14 protein-coding genes are annotated in these 19,337 nt (G+C 38.6%); 8 read left to right on the top strand and 6 right to left on the bottom strand.

Going from position 1 to position 19,337, the window contains the following annotated elements:
• Positions 1–176 precede the first annotated feature (176 nt).
• Together ppiD and AC2IP4_RS09545 are read left to right on the top strand one after the other, a co-directional pair.
• On the top strand, positions 177–2,033 hold the full coding sequence (gene ppiD, locus AC2IP4_RS09550; RefSeq protein ID WP_105054272.1) for a peptidylprolyl isomerase: 1,857 nt from the start codon (positions 177–179) through the stop codon (positions 2,031–2,033).
• A 190-nt stretch (positions 2,034–2,223) separates the two neighbouring features.
• Entirely contained in the window at positions 2,224–2,529 is a 306-nt protein-coding gene (locus AC2IP4_RS09545; protein ID WP_105054273.1) for a ComEA family DNA-binding protein, read from the top strand.
• A 65-nt stretch (positions 2,530–2,594) separates the two neighbouring features.
• Here AC2IP4_RS09545 and AC2IP4_RS09540 read toward each other — a convergent pair whose 3' ends face one another.
• Positions 2,595–3,944: a peptide MFS transporter gene (locus AC2IP4_RS09540; protein ID WP_105054274.1), complete on the bottom strand. Its 1,350-nt coding sequence runs from the start codon at positions 3,942–3,944 to the stop codon at positions 2,595–2,597.
• Positions 3,945–4,324: 380 nt separating this feature from the next.
• On the opposite strand from AC2IP4_RS09540, the gene rfaH reads away from it, so the two are divergent.
• Entirely contained in the window at positions 4,325–4,831 is a 507-nt protein-coding gene (gene rfaH / locus AC2IP4_RS09535) for a transcription/translation regulatory transformer protein RfaH (RefSeq protein ID WP_105054275.1), read from the top strand.
• Positions 4,832–5,654: 823 nt separating this feature from the next.
• Complete coding sequence (gene ltrA / locus AC2IP4_RS09530; RefSeq protein ID WP_375322022.1) at positions 5,655–6,890, top strand: group II intron reverse transcriptase/maturase; 1,236 nt, start codon at positions 5,655–5,657, stop codon at positions 6,888–6,890.
• Positions 6,891–6,992: 102 nt separating this feature from the next.
• On the opposite strand, the gene asnB is transcribed toward ltrA, so the two are convergent.
• The 4 genes from asnB to nagA all read right to left on the bottom strand — a co-directional run bounded on the left by asnB (position 6,993) and on the right by nagA (position 12,984).
• A complete protein-coding gene (asnB, locus tag AC2IP4_RS09525; RefSeq protein ID WP_375322023.1) occupies positions 6,993–8,660 on the bottom strand; it encodes an asparagine synthase B in 1,668 nt (555 codons plus the stop codon).
• Between the two features lie 285 nt (positions 8,661–8,945).
• Positions 8,946–10,550: a cation:proton antiporter domain-containing protein gene (locus AC2IP4_RS09520; protein ID WP_486310212.1), complete on the bottom strand. Its 1,605-nt coding sequence runs from the start codon at positions 10,548–10,550 to the stop codon at positions 8,946–8,948.
• 81 nt (positions 10,551–10,631) lie between these two features.
• Positions 10,632–11,846 (bottom strand): DNA-binding transcriptional regulator NagC, encoded by a 1,215-nt coding sequence (gene nagC / locus AC2IP4_RS09515; RefSeq protein ID WP_375322025.1) that lies wholly within the window; start codon positions 11,844–11,846, stop codon positions 10,632–10,634.
• 1 nt (position 11,847) lies between these two features.
• Positions 11,848–12,984, bottom strand: a complete 1,137-nt coding sequence (nagA, locus tag AC2IP4_RS09510; protein ID WP_375322026.1) for an N-acetylglucosamine-6-phosphate deacetylase — start codon at positions 12,982–12,984, stop codon at positions 11,848–11,850.
• A 399-nt stretch (positions 12,985–13,383) separates the two neighbouring features.
• On the opposite strand from nagA, the gene nagE reads away from it, so the two are divergent.
• The 3 genes from nagE to glnS all read left to right on the top strand — a co-directional run bounded on the left by nagE (position 13,384) and on the right by glnS (position 18,130).
• Entirely contained in the window at positions 13,384–14,874 is a 1,491-nt protein-coding gene (gene nagE / locus AC2IP4_RS09505) for an N-acetylglucosamine-specific PTS transporter subunit IIBC (protein ID WP_375322027.1), read from the top strand.
• A 125-nt stretch (positions 14,875–14,999) separates the two neighbouring features.
• On the top strand, positions 15,000–16,322 hold the full coding sequence (locus AC2IP4_RS09500) for an IS4 family transposase (RefSeq protein WP_130088442.1): 1,323 nt from the start codon (positions 15,000–15,002) through the stop codon (positions 16,320–16,322).
• Between the two features lie 149 nt (positions 16,323–16,471).
• The gene (gene glnS, locus AC2IP4_RS09495; protein ID WP_486310211.1) at positions 16,472–18,130 is read left to right on the top strand and encodes a glutamine--tRNA ligase; all 1,659 of its coding nucleotides are present in this window, start codon (positions 16,472–16,474) and stop codon (positions 18,128–18,130) included.
• Positions 18,131–18,215: 85 nt separating this feature from the next.
• Here the strand turns inward: glnS and fcrX are convergent, their stop codons facing one another.
• Positions 18,216–18,659 (bottom strand): ferric iron uptake transcriptional regulator FcrX, encoded by a 444-nt coding sequence (gene fcrX / locus AC2IP4_RS09490; RefSeq protein WP_060990432.1) that lies wholly within the window; start codon positions 18,657–18,659, stop codon positions 18,216–18,218.
• Between the two features lie 180 nt (positions 18,660–18,839).
• Here fcrX and AC2IP4_RS09485 point away from each other — a divergent pair, with 180 nt between their 5' ends.
• Entirely contained in the window at positions 18,840–19,304 is a 465-nt protein-coding gene (locus AC2IP4_RS09485) for a hotdog fold domain-containing protein (protein ID WP_105054282.1), read from the top strand.
• Positions 19,305–19,337 lie beyond the last annotated feature (33 nt).

Here is a 19,337-nt window from a genome sequence, read left to right as displayed (position 1 = left end):
CTAGCGTAAGGCTAGTAGACTAGAGTAATGAGTCATAGGCGCATCCAATGATGCGCTTTTTTATTGTTAAAATTTTCTTTTGTTGAACTATTTTACATTTTCACTATCAATAGAAATTGACACGCTACTTGTATAAATAGTGTATTCCACTTGGTGATTAGGAGTTAAAACATATTATGATGGATCGAATTCGCGAAGGTTCAACAGGCCTCGTAGTTAAGATCATTCTCGGTCTAATTATTTTCTCATTTGTATTTGCAGGTGTAGGTAGTTATTTAGTCGGTGGGGGTCAACCACTAGCTGCAAAAGTTGGTGAACGTGAGATTACGCGCAATGATTTTGAACAAGTGTATCAAAATGAACGTAATCGTATGCAATCTCAACTTGGTGAGTATTTTTCAACATTACTTGGTGACCCAGCATACGTAGAACAATTTCGTAAATCTGTTTTAGACCGTATGGTTAATGATGCGCTATTAGATAATCAAGCTCAAGATTTAGGTCTTCGTGTTGGTGACGAACAAATTCGTCAAGCTATTTTATCTATGCCTCAATTTCAAAAAGACGGTAAATTCGATGAAGAGATTTTCAATATTTCACTTCGTCGTGCGGGTTTCAGTTCAGATAGCTTTGCAGAATATTTACGTCAAGATTTAGTTCGAAATCAATTGGTTCTTGCTCTTGAATCAACAGAATTTACGTTGGATAACGAAGTAAAAGCACAAGGTGCTTTAGAAGCTCAACAGCGTGAAATTCGTACTATTACTCTTAATACTGCTGAATTTGCAAAACAAGCAACAGTGACAGATGAAGAAGTTTCTGAATATTACAATGCAAATAAACAACAATTTGTTCGTCCAGAACAAGTGAAAGTTTCTTATGTTGAATTATCTGGCGACTCTTTAAAAGCACAAGCACCAATTACGGATGAAGAGATTCAAACGTATTATAATGAAAATCAAGATAAGTATTCTACGCAAGAAAAACGCGAAGTAAGCCATATCCTGATTAAAGGTGATGAAGCTGATGCTAAAGCTGTTCTTGCTCGTTTAGATGCTGGTGATGACTTTGCAACGGTAGCAAAAGAAAGTTCACAAGATATCCCAACAGCAAAAGAAGGTGGTTCTTTAGGTTGGATTGAGCGTGGTGTTATTGATCCTGCTTTTGAAGATGCGGCTTTCCAATTGGTTAATGTCGGTGATCATTCAGGTTTAGTTAAATCTGAGTTTGGTTATCATATTATTCAACTTGACGGTGTTGAAGCTCCAAAAACAAAACCTCTTGCTGAAGTAAGTACAGAAATTAAATCTTTCTTAGTCGATGAACATGCCGCTGATGCATTTTATAGCCTACAAACAGAGCTAGCAGAAAAAGCATTTGAATCACCTGATTCTTTAGATGATGCAGCTGAAAGCGTTAATGTTAAAGTAATGACATCTGACTTCTTCTCTCAAGAAGATGCTCCTGAACTGCTATCAAATCCTGCAGTTTTACAAGCTATCTATAGCCCTGAAGTAAAAGAAGATGGTTTAAATTCAGACGTTATTGAAATTGCACCAGAGCATATTGTTGTTGTTCGTGTTGAAGATGTTCGAGATGAAACCGTATTACCTTTAGAAGATGTTAAACCAGCAGTGACTGATCGCTTATCTCAAACAAAAGGTGAACAAAAAGCAGTCGAACTAGCTCAAGGTGTTATTAATGCACTGGATAAAGGTCAGACGAATTACCTAGCAGATAATGGCTTAAGCTTTACTGAAGCACGAATGATTACTAGAGCTGATGAGTTGGCAAATGATGTGTATCGTTTGCAAAAACCAGAAAAGGGCGCATCAACTTACGCTCAAGTGATGGATCGTCAGGGAAACAATGTAATAGTTGCACTTGATGGTGTATTAGAACTAAGCAATGATGCAATGGCTCAGCAAGTGTCAACGCGTTTACTTAGAACTCAAACTCAACAAGATCTAACGGCAACATTGGATACGCTCAAAGCAAACTCTGATATTAGTTATCCATTATTAGAACAATAATCAATTTATTTGTAATTGATAAATAAGATAGACGGGCCCCTAGTTGGGGCCCGTCGTGTTTTTAGGGTAAGTATAAATCTATCGGTGGGATTTCTTCTTTGGTTTATTTACTATTTTTTGGGATGACAGATAGAGAGTGAATTTCTGAAGTATCTGACATTATTATTTAAATCTTGAACAAGGAATAGTAATGACTCGTATAACAAACTTAATCAGTTCTTTTTTATTTGCTCTTATTTTATTTTCGAGCAGTATCGCTCATGCTAAAGAAGAAAGCGTAAATAAACACGATGGTATTGAAGTGGTCGTTAATATCAACGAGGCTGGAGCTGAGGAGCTTAAAACATTGCTGATTGGTGTTGGCAACTCAAAAGCACAAGCTATTGTTGATTATCGTAAAGTGAATGGAAAGTTTGCAGCGGTAGATGACTTATCTAATGTGAAAGGGATTGGCGCTAAATTAGTTGAGAAGAATCGCAGTAGAATTATATTATAATTTACTCTTTATAAAAAAGGGAGCCTTAGAATATAAGACTCCCTTTTTATTTCGATATGTTCAGTTTAATGTGCTTTTTCAGCACCATGCATCCAGCGAATAAGAGTTCCTGAAATTGTTAGCAATAAAATTCCAGAGATGGTTGCTGCAATAGCGATACCTGCAAAAATATCTAATGCGCCAAGACTTTCAACATGTGAACCAACGATACCTGCAATATAATTAGAGATGGCATTGAACCCAAACCATGTCCCCATCATAAGAGAAGCCAAACGGAGTGGTGCGAGTTTAGTCACTAATGACAACCCAATCGGAGATAAACATAGCTCACCTAACGTATGGAAGAAGTAAGCCCCCACAAGCCAGTACATAGATGTTTTAACTGTTAAGTCGCCACCTTGTTCCATGACCGCTCCGACCATACAAAGAAAACCAATGGCTAAGAAAAAGAGAGCCAAAGCGAACTTAATTGGTGAGCTTGGTTCTTTTGGCCCTAATTTAACCCATAACATAGCGATTAACGGCGCGCATACAATAATGAAGAAAGGATTCAATGATTGAAACCAAGCGGCAGGCACTTCAAAGGAACCAATCATTCTATCTGTGTATTGTTGAGAATAGATATTCATTAAGCCGCCAGCTTGCTCAAAGCCTGCCCAAAATACAATAACGAATAGACCCATAACCATAATTACTTTTAGGCGATCAATTTCAATTTTACTTAATACATTATGGGACTTACCTTTTGCATTTTCTTTTGCTATATGAGCAGCAGGGCGAACACCAATATCACCTAAGAAGCGTTGAGCAAATAAAGTTTGAATGATTAAACTAATAACCATACCGATACCGGCCGCAGCAAATCCTGCTTTCCAACCCCATATGCCTGTTACAGAACCAGAAACTACGCCAGCAAGCAAGGAGCCTAAATTAATGCCCATATAAAAAATGGTAAATGCACCGTCACGGCGATTATCACCATCTTGGTATAAATCACCAACCATGGTTGATACGTTTGGTTTGAATAAACCATTACCAGCAATTAGGAAGCCTAAACCGACATAAAAAAGAGCCTCAACAGAGAATGGCAATAAATCATGAGGAAGTGCGAGTGTAAATTGGCCTACAACCATGAGAGAGCCACCAATAAGCAGTGACTTTCGTTGTCCTAGGTAGTTATCTGCCAACCATCCACCAATAAGAGGGGTGATGTACATCAAAGCGGTATAAGTGCCATATAAGCTAAGGGCGTCTTTAACTGTCCAACCTAAACCACCATTAATGGTTCTGTCTGTTAAATATAAGACTAAAATTGCCCTCATGGCGTAATAAGAGAAGCGTTCCCATAATTCTGTTCCAAAAAGTAAGAACAATCCTTGAGGGTGTCCCATGAGTGTTTTGTTGTTATTTGGCATAATGCTCTCTGTTTAATAGAATTTTATTCTCTTTATATAAGACAAATTTATACCCCTCGAATGATTCAACTGCAATGTTGTACATATTAATGTGATTTGCTTAACATTTTAAATGATTGAAATGTTTAGAAACAAGTATTTACTGTTACATATTACCCCTCTGTTTTGCTTCTATTTTTTAATTTTAAATTCTAAATAATTTCAATTTTATGGTTTTTAATTTTTATGTTTGGTATTTTTTTAATATTATTTGTTTCTTTTGTCTGTTTGTTGTCATTTAACATCTGAAACAAGATAGTTGTCGAGTTATTGAACCTATTTATTTAGTTGTTGTTTATGGCGTGCTATGATCTTTAGTTGGTTAGCTAGGTATATAAATAATGAAAGAATGGTATTTACTCTACTGTAAACGTGGGGAACAACAGCGAGCAAAAGCACATTTAGAGAATCAAAATGTAGAGTGCTTTTACCCTGAGATTGAAGTTGAGAAAATAACGAGAGGTAAAAAAAAGGCAGTTAAAGAACCTTTATTCCCTTGTTATATGTTTGTTCGTTTTGATTTTAAGGATGGCCCGACGTTTACGACCGTTCGTTCAACTCGTGGAGTGAGTGACTTTATTCGTTTTGGTGGGCAACCGAAAGTATTGTCAGGTGATTTAATTTATTCATTAAAATTACTAGACCACGATAACATTCAAAATAAAGAGGTAATTGAGACTTTGCCTGAAGCGGGGCAAAAAGTTTCGATAAAAGAAGGCCCCTTCGTTGGTGTTGATGCTATTTATAAAGAAGCGGATGGAGAAAAACGTTCGATTTTATTAATTACCCTTATTAATAAAAATGTTGAAATTAAAGTAGAGAATTGCGATATCGATTATTCGAAATAAAAAAAGCGCCATTAGGCGCTTTTTTTGTTTGCCCAGCAAAGCTGGCAAACCCGTCTGCTTGCAAGATAGCAGAGTCACCCCGACTAAGGGGAAGACAATCTGAATGGCAAGGGCGTCACTGGCTAACGGTGAGGTCTGAAGGAAGCCATAGGAAGTTAGATGTACACAACTAACCGTAACCTGTTTCGGCGGGATTGGTGGGTAAGCGTCCAAAATAGCGCGAAGCCCAATACTTAGTCAGACCAATTCTGTGCTTGAGGGTGGCATATCTAACAGGGAGTCAGTGCAATAACTGGGGAAGCCTGGCATCTAAACTTAATTGTCAGTAAGTGGCTTAGATTCAAGAAGAAACTCAAGATCTAATGCCGATGTGAGGTGGCAGATGAACCCGTAGTAGTGAGTAAGGCTAGGCCTGTGAAAGCCAGTGATGGTGTGGAGGACAAAACCAAGCCGACTATCAGTAATATATCTGATAGAGTCAATTTGAGCCAAAAGCACTTATTGATTGCGAAGGGGGGAAGTGATTTATAAATTACCTTAAAGTGACGTAATTTATGATGGGTTCACGAATTACCAAATAAGGTAAAGTCTCTATTTTAATGGCTAAGGGTGATACTAAAGCTGTGAATAGAACTGGGCACGGGGAGTAAGTGTTTCTCTTTACTAGAGGCATAGAGGCGGTTAAGCATATTGCGAATAAAAGGGCGTAGCCTTGCTAGAAAACTTAACGCGACAACGAAATAAACCTAACCAACATAAATAAAGTCAGCAGCAGGTGATGTGAGATAATAATTTGAGAGTACACTATAGCCTTTACGGGCGCATGCTATCACTGCAAGCGCTTTGCGTGGCATACAAACAAGTGAGAAAGAATGGAGGCGCAGCTGGTATTGACGGGCAGCGTATCGATGATTTCACACAAAATTTGGAAGTAGAGCTCAGAAAACTATTACTTGAACTACAAGAAAAGCGCTATCAAGCGCGGCCCGTAAAACGAGTTGAGATCGCCAAAGACGATGGCGGTATCAGGTTATTGGGGATCCCCACAGTTCGAGACCGAATTGTTCAACAATGTTTAACGAATATAATGACTCCCATATTTGACCCAAACTTTCATCCATCCAGTTATGGATATCGGGTTGGGCGAAGCTGTCATCAAGCCATCAGCAAAGCTACACTCTTTATACGTAAATATAATAAGCGGCATGTTGTTGATATGGTTCTGTCTAAATGCTTTGACATGCTTGACCACGATCTGATAATCAAGTTCGTGCGAAAGCGCATCGTGGATGGCAGTATCTTAGGCTTGATCCGTCAATTTCTAAAAAGTGGAGTCATGGTTGGTGAAAACTGGCAGAATAGTGTAATAGGCAGTCCACAAGGTGGGGTGATTAGTCCACTACTTGCTAATATCTACTTAGATGAATTCGATCAAGAAATGATGAGGCGTAAGCATCGAATAGTGCGATACGCGGATGACATTTTGATATTCTGCACCTCGAAAAAGGGTGCAGAGAATGCATTAAAAGTAGCTAGCCATATTTTAGAAGTAACGCTAAAACTTAAAGTGAATGAGCGGAAAACCCATATAGCACATAGCGATACAGGTATTAAATTCTTGGGAGTGGAAATTTTTACAAATTACACGGCAATTCAAGAAAAGAAGCTCAAAACATTAAAAGCGAAAGTAAGGCAACTCACCAAGCGTAATGGAGGATTGAATTTAGCGAGAGTGCTAAAGCAACTGAATCCAGTGCTCAGAGGGTTTGTAAACTACTTCAAAATAGCCAATATTACGAGCACACTGAAAAGCCTTGCGGCTTGGATAAGGCGGAGATTGCGAGCGGTACAAATGAGTTTGTGGAAGAAGCCGTGCAGATTGCATCGTCGTCTTAAGCAACTAAAGTACAAACCGCCATTTAAGTCTATAAAAATGGACTCATGGCGAAACAGTGCGAGTCCGTTAGCAAGCTATGCGATGCCTAATCAGTGGTTCAAAAATCTAGGCTTGTATTCAATAGACGAAGTTAAAACAGGTGTACTCGCTTCTTTTTATTAAGAAATAGTAAATTGCAGGAGCCGTATACGAGGTCCGTACGTACGGTTCTGTGAGAGGGATGAGGCAAAAGCCTCACCCTACTCGATGTGATTAACTCTTTAATTAATCATAAGCTTCATTGTGAACGGCTTGAACAGCTCGACCAGAAGGGTCAACACAGTTTTGGAATGATTCATCCCACTCTATCGCTTTTGCTGAAGAGCACGCAACTGATGGACCACCAGGAACACATTTAGCAGCATCTTCAAGAGGAAATAACTCTTCAAAGATTTCACGATACACGTAACCTTCTTTGGTTACCGGGGTATTGTAAGGGAAACGGAATTTTGCAGACTCCATTTGCTGATCAGTTACTTTTGCTTCTGCTGTTTCACGTAATGTATCAATCCAGCTATAACCTACACCATCAGAGAATTGCTCTTTTTGTCGCCATGCAATCGCAGCAGGCAAATCGTCTTCAAAACATTCTCGAAGAATGTGTTTTTCCATTTTACCGTTACCACACATTTTATCTTGTGGGTTTAGTCGCATTGCAACATCAATAAATTCTTTGTCTAAGAAAGGTACTCGACCTTCTACACCCCAAGCTGCAAGTGATTTGTTAGCACGAGCACAATCAAACATGTTTAGAGCAAGTAGTTTACGAACTGTTTCTTCATGGAATTCTTTTTTGTTTGGCGCTTTATGGAAGTATAAGTAGCCACCAAAAATTTCATCAGCACCTTCACCTGAAAGTACCATTTTAATGCCCATTGCCTTGATCTTACGGCCTAATAAATACATTGGTGTAGAGGCGCGAATGGTGGTTACGTCATATGTTTCAATGTGATAAATAACATCACGGATAGCATCAAGACCTTCTTGAATTGTATAAGTCATTTCATGATGCACTGTACCGATTTGATCGGCTACTTCACGAGCTGCTTTTAAATCGGGAGCGCCTTCTAAGCCAACTGCAAACGAGTGTAATTGTGGCCACCATGCTTGAGATTGTTGGTCATCTTCAATACGCATTGCTGCAAATTTTTTCGCAACCGCTGATGTAATTGATGAATCAAGACCACCAGAAAGAAGGACACCATAAGGAACATCTGTCATTAATTGACGTTTAACCGCATCTTCCAATGCTTGCTTAAGGTCATCTTTACTTGTTGGATTATCTTTAACTGCGTCATATTCCATCCAATCACGTAAATAGTAACGAGTTGGCTCAACATCTTTTGATGAGTAGAAGTGGCCAGGAGGAAATTCACTGATTGATTTACACACTGGAACCAAAGCTTTCATTTCAGAAGCAACGTAATAGTTACCATGTTCATCATAACCGTGGTACATAGGGATAATGCCAATATGGTCACGACCGATTAAATATTCATCTTTTTCTTCATCATAAAGAATAAATGCGAAAATACCGTTCAAATCTTCTAGCAGATCTGCGCCTTTTTCGCGGTATAGCGCTAAAATAACTTCACAATCAGAATCTGTTTGGAATGCGTAATCGTCAGCGTATTTTTCTCGTAATTCTTTATGGTTATAGATCTCCCCATTCACTGCTAAAATATGCTTTTTATCTTCGCTATAAAGGGGTTGTGCACCACTATTTACACCAACAATCGCAAGACGCTCATGCGCTAAAATTGCTTTGTCTGATGAATAAATGCCTGACCAATCAGGTCCACGATGGCGAAGTTTTTTTGACATTTCAAGTGCAGCTTTACGTAGTGGCGTTGAATCGGTTTTAATGTCCAGTATTCCAAAAATTGAGCACATAAGTTTCCTCTAATCTCTTCTTAATTTTTATCATAAATTATTCTCTTAACTACAATTTGCCACGATCGATAAAAAAAGCAACCAAGAAATACAAATAAAATTACAAATAGGCAACCTAATTAGATAATATTTAATATTTAACCAATTTTGGTTTTGAATCGTTAATTGGAGGTGGTTTTTTGAACAAAAAGAATGGAGAGTTAGGGAATATAAATAAAAAATCAGATTAGAATTTAAATAATCTCTAATCTGATTTTTAAAGTGACTAAGTTGTTAATAAAAGAATCAATGTTTCATATATTCTTTTTGTTGATTAAATTGAGGGCTTAATTGTTCACTTACATGCCGAGCAAAACCACTGCCAGCCTCATGATAAATATTAAATGCAGCATCGACACCCTGTTCAAGTAATCCATCAATTTGGTCATTATAGGCTGCAATTGCGGCGGTTTGACCTTGATAATTTCGTGATTGTAATTGCTCTAGTGCAAATTGATTACCTTGATGATTAGGCATTGCTAATAGTACTAGCTTTACGTGTGAGGTTGATAAGATCCGTTCCCAAAAATCTGGATCAGTAGCATCGCCAGAAATAACATTTCGTCCAAGATCTTGGTGACGCTTAGCTGATTCTTCTCGTAGTTCAACGCCTAAAATAATATCTCCATATCTATCTTTTAATTCATCATAAGCACCACTGCCAATACGACCCATGCCAAGAATTAAAATTTGGGCTCTGCCTGGATTAATTAATTTATCCATTGGATTTAAACGTTCTGCGGTGTGTTCTTTTAACCAATGGCGTGAGCGCTGGTAAATAGAGTGGCCAAAATTATTTAAAGGAGCTGAAATAATAAAGGAAATCGATACAGCAATAGCTATGGCAACAAGAGTATCACCCGGTAGCCAGCCCATTTTAAATGCTAATCCACCAACTATTAATCCAAATTCGCTGTAGTTAAATAAGGTGAGAGAGGTGAGTAGGGAGGTGCGAACTCGGAACTTAAACTTGTTAATGATAATGAAGTATAAGAGCCCTTTTACAGGGAGAAGTAGAATTAAAAGTAGAGCAAGCGTTAATCCTGCAAATGTCGGTGCGGCAGATAATCCTATGTTTAAGAAAAAACAAATCAATAAAATTTCTTTCAAATTAAATAAGGATTTTGATAATTCAGAGGCTTTGGAGTGTCCAGCAAGAAGCATCCCTAAGATAAGTGCACCTAAATCTGGTTTCATTCCTACTAACTCAAAGGTACCTGCACCTGCAACTAATGCTAAAAATATGCCATAAAGAACCAGCATTTCTCCGTGACCAGCCCAATCTAATAATTTAAAGAATAAAGGTCTAAAGAGTGGAAGTGTAAATAAAGCTAACGCGGTAATTTCAGGGATTTTTCCAGTTGATGCCGTTAAAAATACAACGGCAAAGATATCTTGCATAACAAGAATCCCAATCGCTAAAGTACCGTAAGTCGCATTCATTTCGCCTTTTTCTTGTAGCGCTTTTATTGCAAATACGGTACTAGAGAAAGAGAGAGCAAAGCCAAATAAGACAAGTTGTGCTGTTCCTATATCCGCAAGCATCGTGATCCCAAGAAGCTTGAGACCAAGAAGAGCAAAGGTGAAGAATAATGTTGAGAATATATTATGGAGTGTTGCACCGAGCCAAATTTCTTTTGCAAGTAGGGTTTTTATATCTAATTTTAAACCAATAGAAAAAAGGAGAAGAGTAACACCAAGGTCAGCAAAGGTAGAAAGCGTATCGTTAGATTGAAAGCCAAGAGCATGCAATCCAAACCCTGCTAATAAAAAACCAACTAATGGCGGTAAGTTGATTTTCAATGCAATAAAACCCATTACAAATGCTGCAATGATAAAAAGTAACTCCATATACTATTGTTCCTGAAAATGTTCAAAAAAAAGGGCCGCAAAAAAGCAGCCCTAGAGTAACATGTTAAAAATTATTTATGATTATTCATCTAATAATTTTTGTAACAATACACCATTAAGCATTGCGCGTTTGACCATTGAAAAAGCACCAATAGTCGGTTGTTCATGAAGCTCGGATGCAACAATTGGTAGATCTTTGTGGAACGCGGTTAATGATTGATTTTTAATACAGTTGCGGATAGCAGCAAAAAGAATTTTATCAGATTGAGTAATTGCACCTGAAATAACAATTTTTTGTGGATTAAATAGATTAATCGTCATTGCTATCGCTTTACCCAATTGATTACCAACGCGTAATAATGTTTGCGTTGCAAGCTCATCACCATGATTTGCAGCATGACAAATATCAGCCATTGTTATGTTATCTAATTGCGAAAGACTTGAAGGGTAGCCTTGTGCAAGCAGTGTTTTAATTCGTGAAATAATTGCAGGGTTTGCGGCTACGGTTTCTAAACAACCAAAATTGCCACATTGACATTTATCACCAATTGGATCGATTTGAATGTGGCCGATCTCACCTACATTTCGATTATGACCTAAGAAAACCTTTCCGTTAACAATGATGCCGGCACCGGTACCGCGGTGAACACTGACGAGTATAGAGTCATAGCAATCTTTAGATGCACCAAAGTAGTGTTCGGCTAGAGCTAAACCACGTACATCGTTACCTACGAAACACTGGGTATTGAAAGTATCTTTAATAAAATCAGCTAAGGCTAATTTATCTATGTCGGTATTCGGCATGTACTCTACAACGCCCGTCTCTGGATTAACTAAACCAGGGAGGGTGATACCGATAGCAATTAATTGTTTAATTGTATCTTGGTTGCGAGTGATGAACATTTGAACTAATTGACTTAATCCATCCAGTAGCTCTTGTTGATGTGAGTAATTAAACTCATGATATTCAGAAGCTAATTCTTTTGTTGAAAGGTCAAAAAGACTTAATTGGATATAGTCTCGACCTAAACGCACTGCAATAGAGTGGAAGGGGGCGGTTTCAGTGGTCAAAGAAATAGCTCTTCGACCGCCTGTTGATGCTTGTTGCGCGACTTCTTTAATTAAGCCGCGCTCTAATAGTTGACGGGTAATCTTGGTAACACTTGCAGGAGCAAGCTGACTAACGTCTGCGATTTGAATTCGAGAAATCGGGCCTTTTTGGTCGATTAAACGATAAACAGCCGCACTGTTTAATTGTTTTACTAGGTCTACATTACCAATTTGTCCGTCAGTCATATTAACTTTGCTCGTATTGTCCGTTAACAACAGTCGCTTTTACATTGAAGTCACGATCAAAAATTGCAAGGTTAGCAACCATGTTCTTTTTGATTCGGCCAAGTTTATTATCTACACCAATTGCTTGAGCTGGATATAACGTAGCCATACGTAATGCTTCATCTAAAGCGATTCCAACGTGCTCAACTGTATTCTGAACTGCTTCAATCATAGTCAGAGCTGAGCCGCCTAATGTGCCATTCTCATCAACACATTTACCATCCTTGTAATATACTTTCTTACCAACAAAAATAAAGTATTCCATGTCAGCACCTGCAGGAGCTGTGGCATCGGTCACTAATACTAGCTTTTCTTTCTTTATTTTGTGTGCGATACGGATGTTTGCATAGTCAACATGGAAGCCATCAGCAATGATACCAGCATAAACATCTGGTGTATCGTAGATAGCACCTACAACGCCTGGTTCACGACCAGCCATAGGTGTCATTGCATTAAATAAATGAGTTGCGAAAGTTATACCAGATTCAAAACCTTGGCGAGCTTCTGCATAAGTTGCGTTTGTATGACCAATTGATACGACAATACCCGCTTTATGTAAACGCTCAATGTGCTCTGAATCATTTTGTTCAGGAGCCAGAGTTACTTTTGCTATTAAATCAGCGTTATCACACATCAGTTGAATCATATCTGAGTCAGAATGACGAATATGATCAACACTATGAATGCCTTTTTTCATTACATTTAAGTATGGACCTTCAAGGTGCAAACCTAAAGATTGGTTTTGATATTTATTGTGGTATTCACGAGCTGCTTCAATAGAGGCGCGCATGTCTTCATCAGAAGAAGTAATTAATGTAGGCAAGAAGCTAGTACAACCTGATTTTAGGTTTGCTTCATGCATTGTTTGCATTGTTTCTGCAGTAATTTCATCATTCAACATTACGCCACCACAGCCGTTTAGTTGAAGATCAATAAAACCTGGGCTTAGAATTGCGCCATCTAAATCCTTTAGCTCAATACCTTCTGGTAGTTCTGATGTTAGGCAAATGGCCTCGATTTCTGTTCCATTAATGATTACAGAATGGTTAACAAGAACATCGTTACCAGTATAAACCTTACAGTTAGTTAGCGCATACATAGCTTGAATCCTTAAGTTATAATTTATGGTACGAAAAAAATAGAAACTTTTTTCGTTGAAATTTTTAAGCAAGTGAAAATAGAACTGCTTACTGAGCGGTACACTCAGTTACCTAAATGTTACGTTCAGTAATGACAAAGTTTGGTCTTTTATAGACCAAATTTTATTCCTGATGTTTTATTCTTTTGAATGATAAAATAAGTTTTATGATCTCGCTAGCAAAATACCTTAAATATTCCCTCCACAGGTGATAATGATCACAATTAGCTTGCTTTTAATTTGCGGGGCGAAATTAATCCCTTACACTGGCCCTGTTAATAACGAGTAGCGAAATAAGTTTATAACGGACAAATTAAGTTACTCAAAAAAATCTAAAATCCTTATAGGGGGAATCTAAAGGTGAATATTTTAGGATATTTTCAAAAAGTAGGTAAAGCACTGATGGTACCAGTTGCTACACTACCTGCAGCAGCAATTTTAATGGGTATAGGTTACTGGATTGATCCAGTAGCTTGGGGTGGCAACAGTGCACTAGCAGCGTTTTTAATCAAAGCTGGTGCGGCTATCATCGATAACATGTCAGTTCTGTTCGCAGTCGGTGTTGCTTATGGTATGTCTAAAGATAAAGATGGTGCAGCAGCACTTTCTGGTTTTGTTGGTTTCCTTGTTGTAACTACTCTTCTTTCACCAGGAGCAGTAGCTCAAATTCAAGGTATTGATCCTGCTGCAGTTCCTGCTGCATTTAGTAAAATCAATAACCAATTTGTTGGTATCCTAGTTGGTATCGTATCTGCTGAGATCTACAACCGTTTCTCTACTGTAGAATTGCATAAAGCACTTGCATTCTTCTCAGGTAAGCGTCTTGTACCTATCTTAACTTCTTTTGCCGGTATCCTAATTGCATTCGTACTTATGTACATCTGGCCTGCAATCTACGGTGGTCTTGTACACTTCGGTGAATCAATCCAAGGTATGGGTTCTGTTGGTGCTGGTATCTATGCATTCTTCAACCGTCTACTTATTCCTGTAGGTCTTCACCATGCACTTAACTCAGTATTCTGGTTCGACGTTGCTGGTATTAATGATATCCCTAATTTCTTAGGTGGTGCTCAATCTATCGCTAACGGTACAGCAACAGTTGGTGTTACAGGTATGTACCAAGCTGGTTTCTTCCCAATCATGATGTTTGGTCTACCAGGTGCAGCACTAGCTATCTACCACACTGCTAAAGTTGAGAACAAAGAAAAAGTTGCATCTATTATGATTGCTGCTGGTTTCGCATCATTCTTTACTGGTGTTACAGAGCCACTAGAATTCTCATTCATGTTCCTTGCTCCTGCGCTATACGTAGTTCACGCAGCATTAACTGGTATTTCAGTATTCATCGCAGCATCTATGCAATGGATTGCAGGTTTCGGCTTCTCAGCAGGTCTAGTAGATATGGTTCTTTCTACTCGTAACCCACTAGCTGTTAACTGGTACATGCTAATTATCCAAGGTATCGTATTCTTCGCAGTTTACTACTTCGTATTCCGCGCTGTAATCGTTAAGTTTAATCTTAAGACTCCAGGCCGTGAAGACGACGACGAAGAAGAAAGTTCAGTTCGTGGTTCTAAAGAGACTGGTGAACTAGCTAAGCAATACCTTAAAGCTCTAGGTGGTCATGAAAATCTAGAAAACATCGATGCTTGTATCACTCGTTTACGTCTAACTCTTAAAGACACTAGCGTAATTAGCGAGAAACAACTTAAAGCATTAGGTGCAATGGGTGTGGTTAAACTTGGTTCTAACAATGTTCAAGTTATCCTTGGTCCTCTTGCTGAAATCGTAGCTGGTGAAATGAAAAAAATCCCAGCGTCTGAAGACCTAACAGCAGTTGCATTACCATAATTATTGAGTAAATTAACTCAAATTAATAAGCCGCTCTAATTAGAGTAATGCCGATCGTTTAGCTACTTGAACGATCCTCCAGATGCCTCATAATCGGTCGTAACGTAAGTTACGGCCGATTTTTTATGTCTGAATTTTCAAAAGAGTTACAAATTACCGCAGAGTTTTGCCACGAACGTCCAATCGATGTGTTCAGTAAACATATTCCTTTAGAGTGGGTTGAAGAAGCGATTCAACAAACGGGACGAACATCGCTCCGAAAACGCCGACTACCCGCTGAACAAGCTGTTTGGCTAGTTCTAGGGATTGGGCTACAGCGTAATCGCTCCATTCAAGATGTCTGTGATAAGTTGGAGTTGGCATTCCCTGATGTGGATGGCAAATTCACGCCTATGGCAACAAGCAGTATTATCAAGGGAAAAGAACGTCTCGGTGATAAACCTATGCGCTACTTATTTAAAACTACAGCACAACAGTGGGAGCAACAGTCAGACTTTGATGAAGTTTGCGGTTTGAAGCTTCTTAGTGTCGATGGCACACATTTCAAAACTCATAATACAGAAGAAAATCAACATTTCGGCTTTGCTCAAAAAGGGGCATCGCTTCCGAGTGTACTGGCGGTAACATTGATGTCAACACGCAGCCATCTTGTCTCTGATGCTGCTTTTGGGCCAGTGACAAATAGTGAAATATCCTATGCTCAACAACTAGTGGGCTCAGCACCTGATGATTCATTAACACTCTTTGATAGAGGGTTCACTTCTGCAGAGCTATTTACCACCTGGCGTGGCGCAAGCAGTAACACTCATTGGTTAACACCAATCAAGGCTAAGATGCGTTATGACATCGTTGAGAGTTATACTGAACATGATCATCTCATTGATATGCCCGTTTCACCACAAGCTCAAAAGCTTGCTCCTTATCTTGATAAAAAGTGGCAGGCTCGACTTATTCTTATCCCAACGCCTACAGGTGAAATCAAAGGCTTTATTACTTCTTGCCTATGTCCGGAACGCTACCCATTTGATACATTGGTTAAAGTGTATTGGGAGCGTTGGGAAATCGAGCGCAGTTACGGAGAGCTCAAGCAGTATCAGTTGCAGAACAAGCCAGTATTACGAAGCAAGAAAAAAGTTGGCGTATATCAGGAGTTATGGGGAATATTAACCAGCTACAACATAGTAAGGCTGGAAATGGCTGAAATGGCTAAACAGCACGAAGTTGAGCCCCTGCGGATCAGCTTTATCAATGCACTATTTTTAATTATGGACGAGATGATTTGGGCGAGTGATACACGAAGCCCTGGAGCGATACCAAAAAACTTAAAGGCTCTCAGGGAAAGTGGGAAACGGCTTATTCTCCCCAAGAAACGGAATAGGAAACCATATCCCCGAGCAGTTTTAAAAAAGGCAGTCAAATATCCTAATAAACATACCACTCGCCCTTAAGCGAGTGGCATTACTCTAATTAGAGCGGCTTTTTTTATGGAAATAAAGCAACTATTTGATTCTATATATTGAGTATTGGTCCATAATTGTGGATCATAGGGAGATATGAACAATCTGTTCTTTCTACTAATACCAATGAGGTGCTTTAGATGAGTGAAACTGAAACTCGTCCTACCAACTTTATCCGTCAAATTATTGATGAAGACCTAAAGTCAGGTAAACATTCCAGTGTCCATACTCGTTTCCCGCCAGAACCAAACGGTTATCTGCATATCGGACACGCAAAATCTATCTGTTTAAATTTTGGTATTGCTCAAGATTACCAGGGACAGTGTAATCTACGTTTTGATGATACTAACCCTGAAAAAGAAGATATTGAATACGTTGAATCAATCAAAAATGACGTTAAATGGTTGGGTTTTGATTGGAGTGGTGATATTCATTATTCTTCAAACTATTTCGATAAACTGTACGGTTACGCAGTTGAACTGATTGAAAAAGGCTTAGCTTATGTTGATGAGCTAACGTCGGATCAAATTCGCGAATACCGTGGTTCGCTTAAAGAGCCAGGCAAAAACAGCCCTTACCGTGATCGTAGCATTGAAGATAACCTTGCGCTATTTGAACAAATGCGTGATGGTAAATTCAAAGAAGGGACAATTTGTCTACGTGCAAAAATCGACATGGCTTCTTCTTTTATTGTAATGCGTGATCCAGTAATTTATCGTATTCGTTTTGCTTCTCATCACCAAACTGGTGATAAGTGGTGTATCTACCCAATGTACGATTTTACACATTGTATTTCGGATGCGCTTGAAGGCATTACCCATTCAATCTGTACGTTAGAATTCCAAGATAACCGTCGTTTATACGATTGGGTATTGGAAAATATTACGATTGACTGTCAGCCTCGTCAGTATGAGTTTAGTCGCCTAAACCTAGAATATACGATCATGTCTAAGCGTAAGCTAAACGAGCTGGTAACTGAGAAATTGGTTAATGGTTGGGATGACCCTCGTATGCCTACGGTTTCTGGTTTACGCCGTCGTGGCTTTACTGCTGCCTCTATTCGTGAGTTCTGTAAGCGAATTGGTGTAACTAAGCAAGAGAATATGATCGAGTTTGGTTCATTAGAATCGTGTATTCGTGATGATTTAAATGAGAACGCACCTCGTGCAATGGCGGTACTTGAGCCTGTTAAAATCGTAATTGAAAACTACGAAGAAGGTAAAGTTGAGACGCTTAGTATTGCTAATCATCCTAACAAACCTGAAATGGGTAAGCGTGATGTTCCATTTACTCGTGAAGTATACATTGAACAAGATGACTTCCGTGAAGAAGCAAACAAAAAGTACAAGCGTTTGGTTCTTGGTAAAGAAGTTCGTCTACGTGGTGCTTATGTTATTCAAGCAGACCGCATTGAAAAAGACGAAGCGGGTAACATTACCACTATTTTCTGTAGCTATGATGCAGAAACACTAGGTAAAAATCCAGCAGATGGTCGTAAAGTTAAAGGTGTTATTCACTGGGTATCTGCAGATAAAGCAGTTCCTGCTGAGATCCGTTTATACGATCGTCTATTTACAGTTCCAAATCCAGCAGCTTTAGAAGATTTCTCTGAGAGTATTAACCCTGAGTCATTGATTGTTAAAAATGGTTTTGTAGAACCAAGTTTAGCAACAGCAGAAGCAGAAGCAGGTTACCAGTTTGAGCGTACAGGTTATTTCTGTATTGATAACAAAGACTCTACACCAGGGGCTCTTGTATTCAACCGTACTGTAGGATTACGTGATACTTGGGAAGGTTAATCCTGACTAAGAGTTCAAATAATCGATAATAAAAAACCAGCAGAAATGCTGGTTTTTTTATAACTAAAATTTATGGTATTGACGATTAACCGTTATGAGCGTCATCATTATCAATGCAGTCACCAGTAATGCAGTGGCCGTATAGATATAAACTGTGGTTTGTTAATCGAACATTGTATTTTTTAGCGATCTCTTTTTGACGTTCTTCAATCATTTCATCAGAGAATTCAATTACTTTGCCGCAATCTAAACAAACAAGGTGATCATGGTGGTGCTGAGTTGCTAGTTCAAAAACAGATTTACCGCCTTCAAAATGGTGACGGGTCACAATGCCAGCATCATCAAATTGGTTTAATACACGGTATACGGTAGCAAGACCAATTTCTTCACCAATATCGATTAATTTTTTATATAAATCTTCTGCACTGATGTGTTGGCAATCTGGTTGTTGCAACACCTCTAAAATTTTCAGGCGTGGAAGAGTAACCTTTAAACCGGCTTTTTTTAGTGCTTGGTTGTTATCTGACATCGACTTTTCCTGTATTGACATTCTGCATCGATTTTTTGTGCAGTTTTAATAAGTTAATTATAGGGAACATTCAATCGAGTTGATACCTTATCTGCACGATCTCTTACAAAAAAATAGATGTTGATCTTTTGTTAAGAAAACTATTATCATGAGGTCAGACCAGAATCAAGGATGATAAATATGTATAAATACTTTACCCCAAAAATAGTCAGAAGGGCATTGAATATTTGGCCTCCATTTTGGGGCGCTGGGATCTCTATCCAAAAAATTGCACCAGACTTTCAAGAAGTGCGAGTGATATTAAAAGATCGATTTTGGAATCGCAATGCGAATAGAAGCCAATATGGAGGCAGTATCTTTTCTATGACAGATCCCGTATTTTCGCTAATGTTAATGGGGATCTTGAGAGAAGAGTATTTCGTCTGGGATAAGCAGTCTGAAATAGATTTTATTTCCCCTGGAACTAGTGATTTGAATGCACATTTTTCTATCTCAAACGAAAAAATTCAAGAAATTAAGCAGCTTACTGAAGGTGGGGATAAGTGTTTTCCAAAATTTGAAGTGTATATTTATGATAAAAAAGGGAAGGTCGTTGCGAGGGTGAATAGAACATTATATGTGAGGAAGAAACCAGAATTTAGATGATGCTCTTTACTTTCTTAATTTAAGAGATAAGTA

The sequence above is a fragment of the Aliivibrio thorii genome (assembly GCF_057368585.1).
Note: the sequence above shows the minus strand (reverse complement) of the source record. Positions and strands in the feature narration are given on the sequence as shown.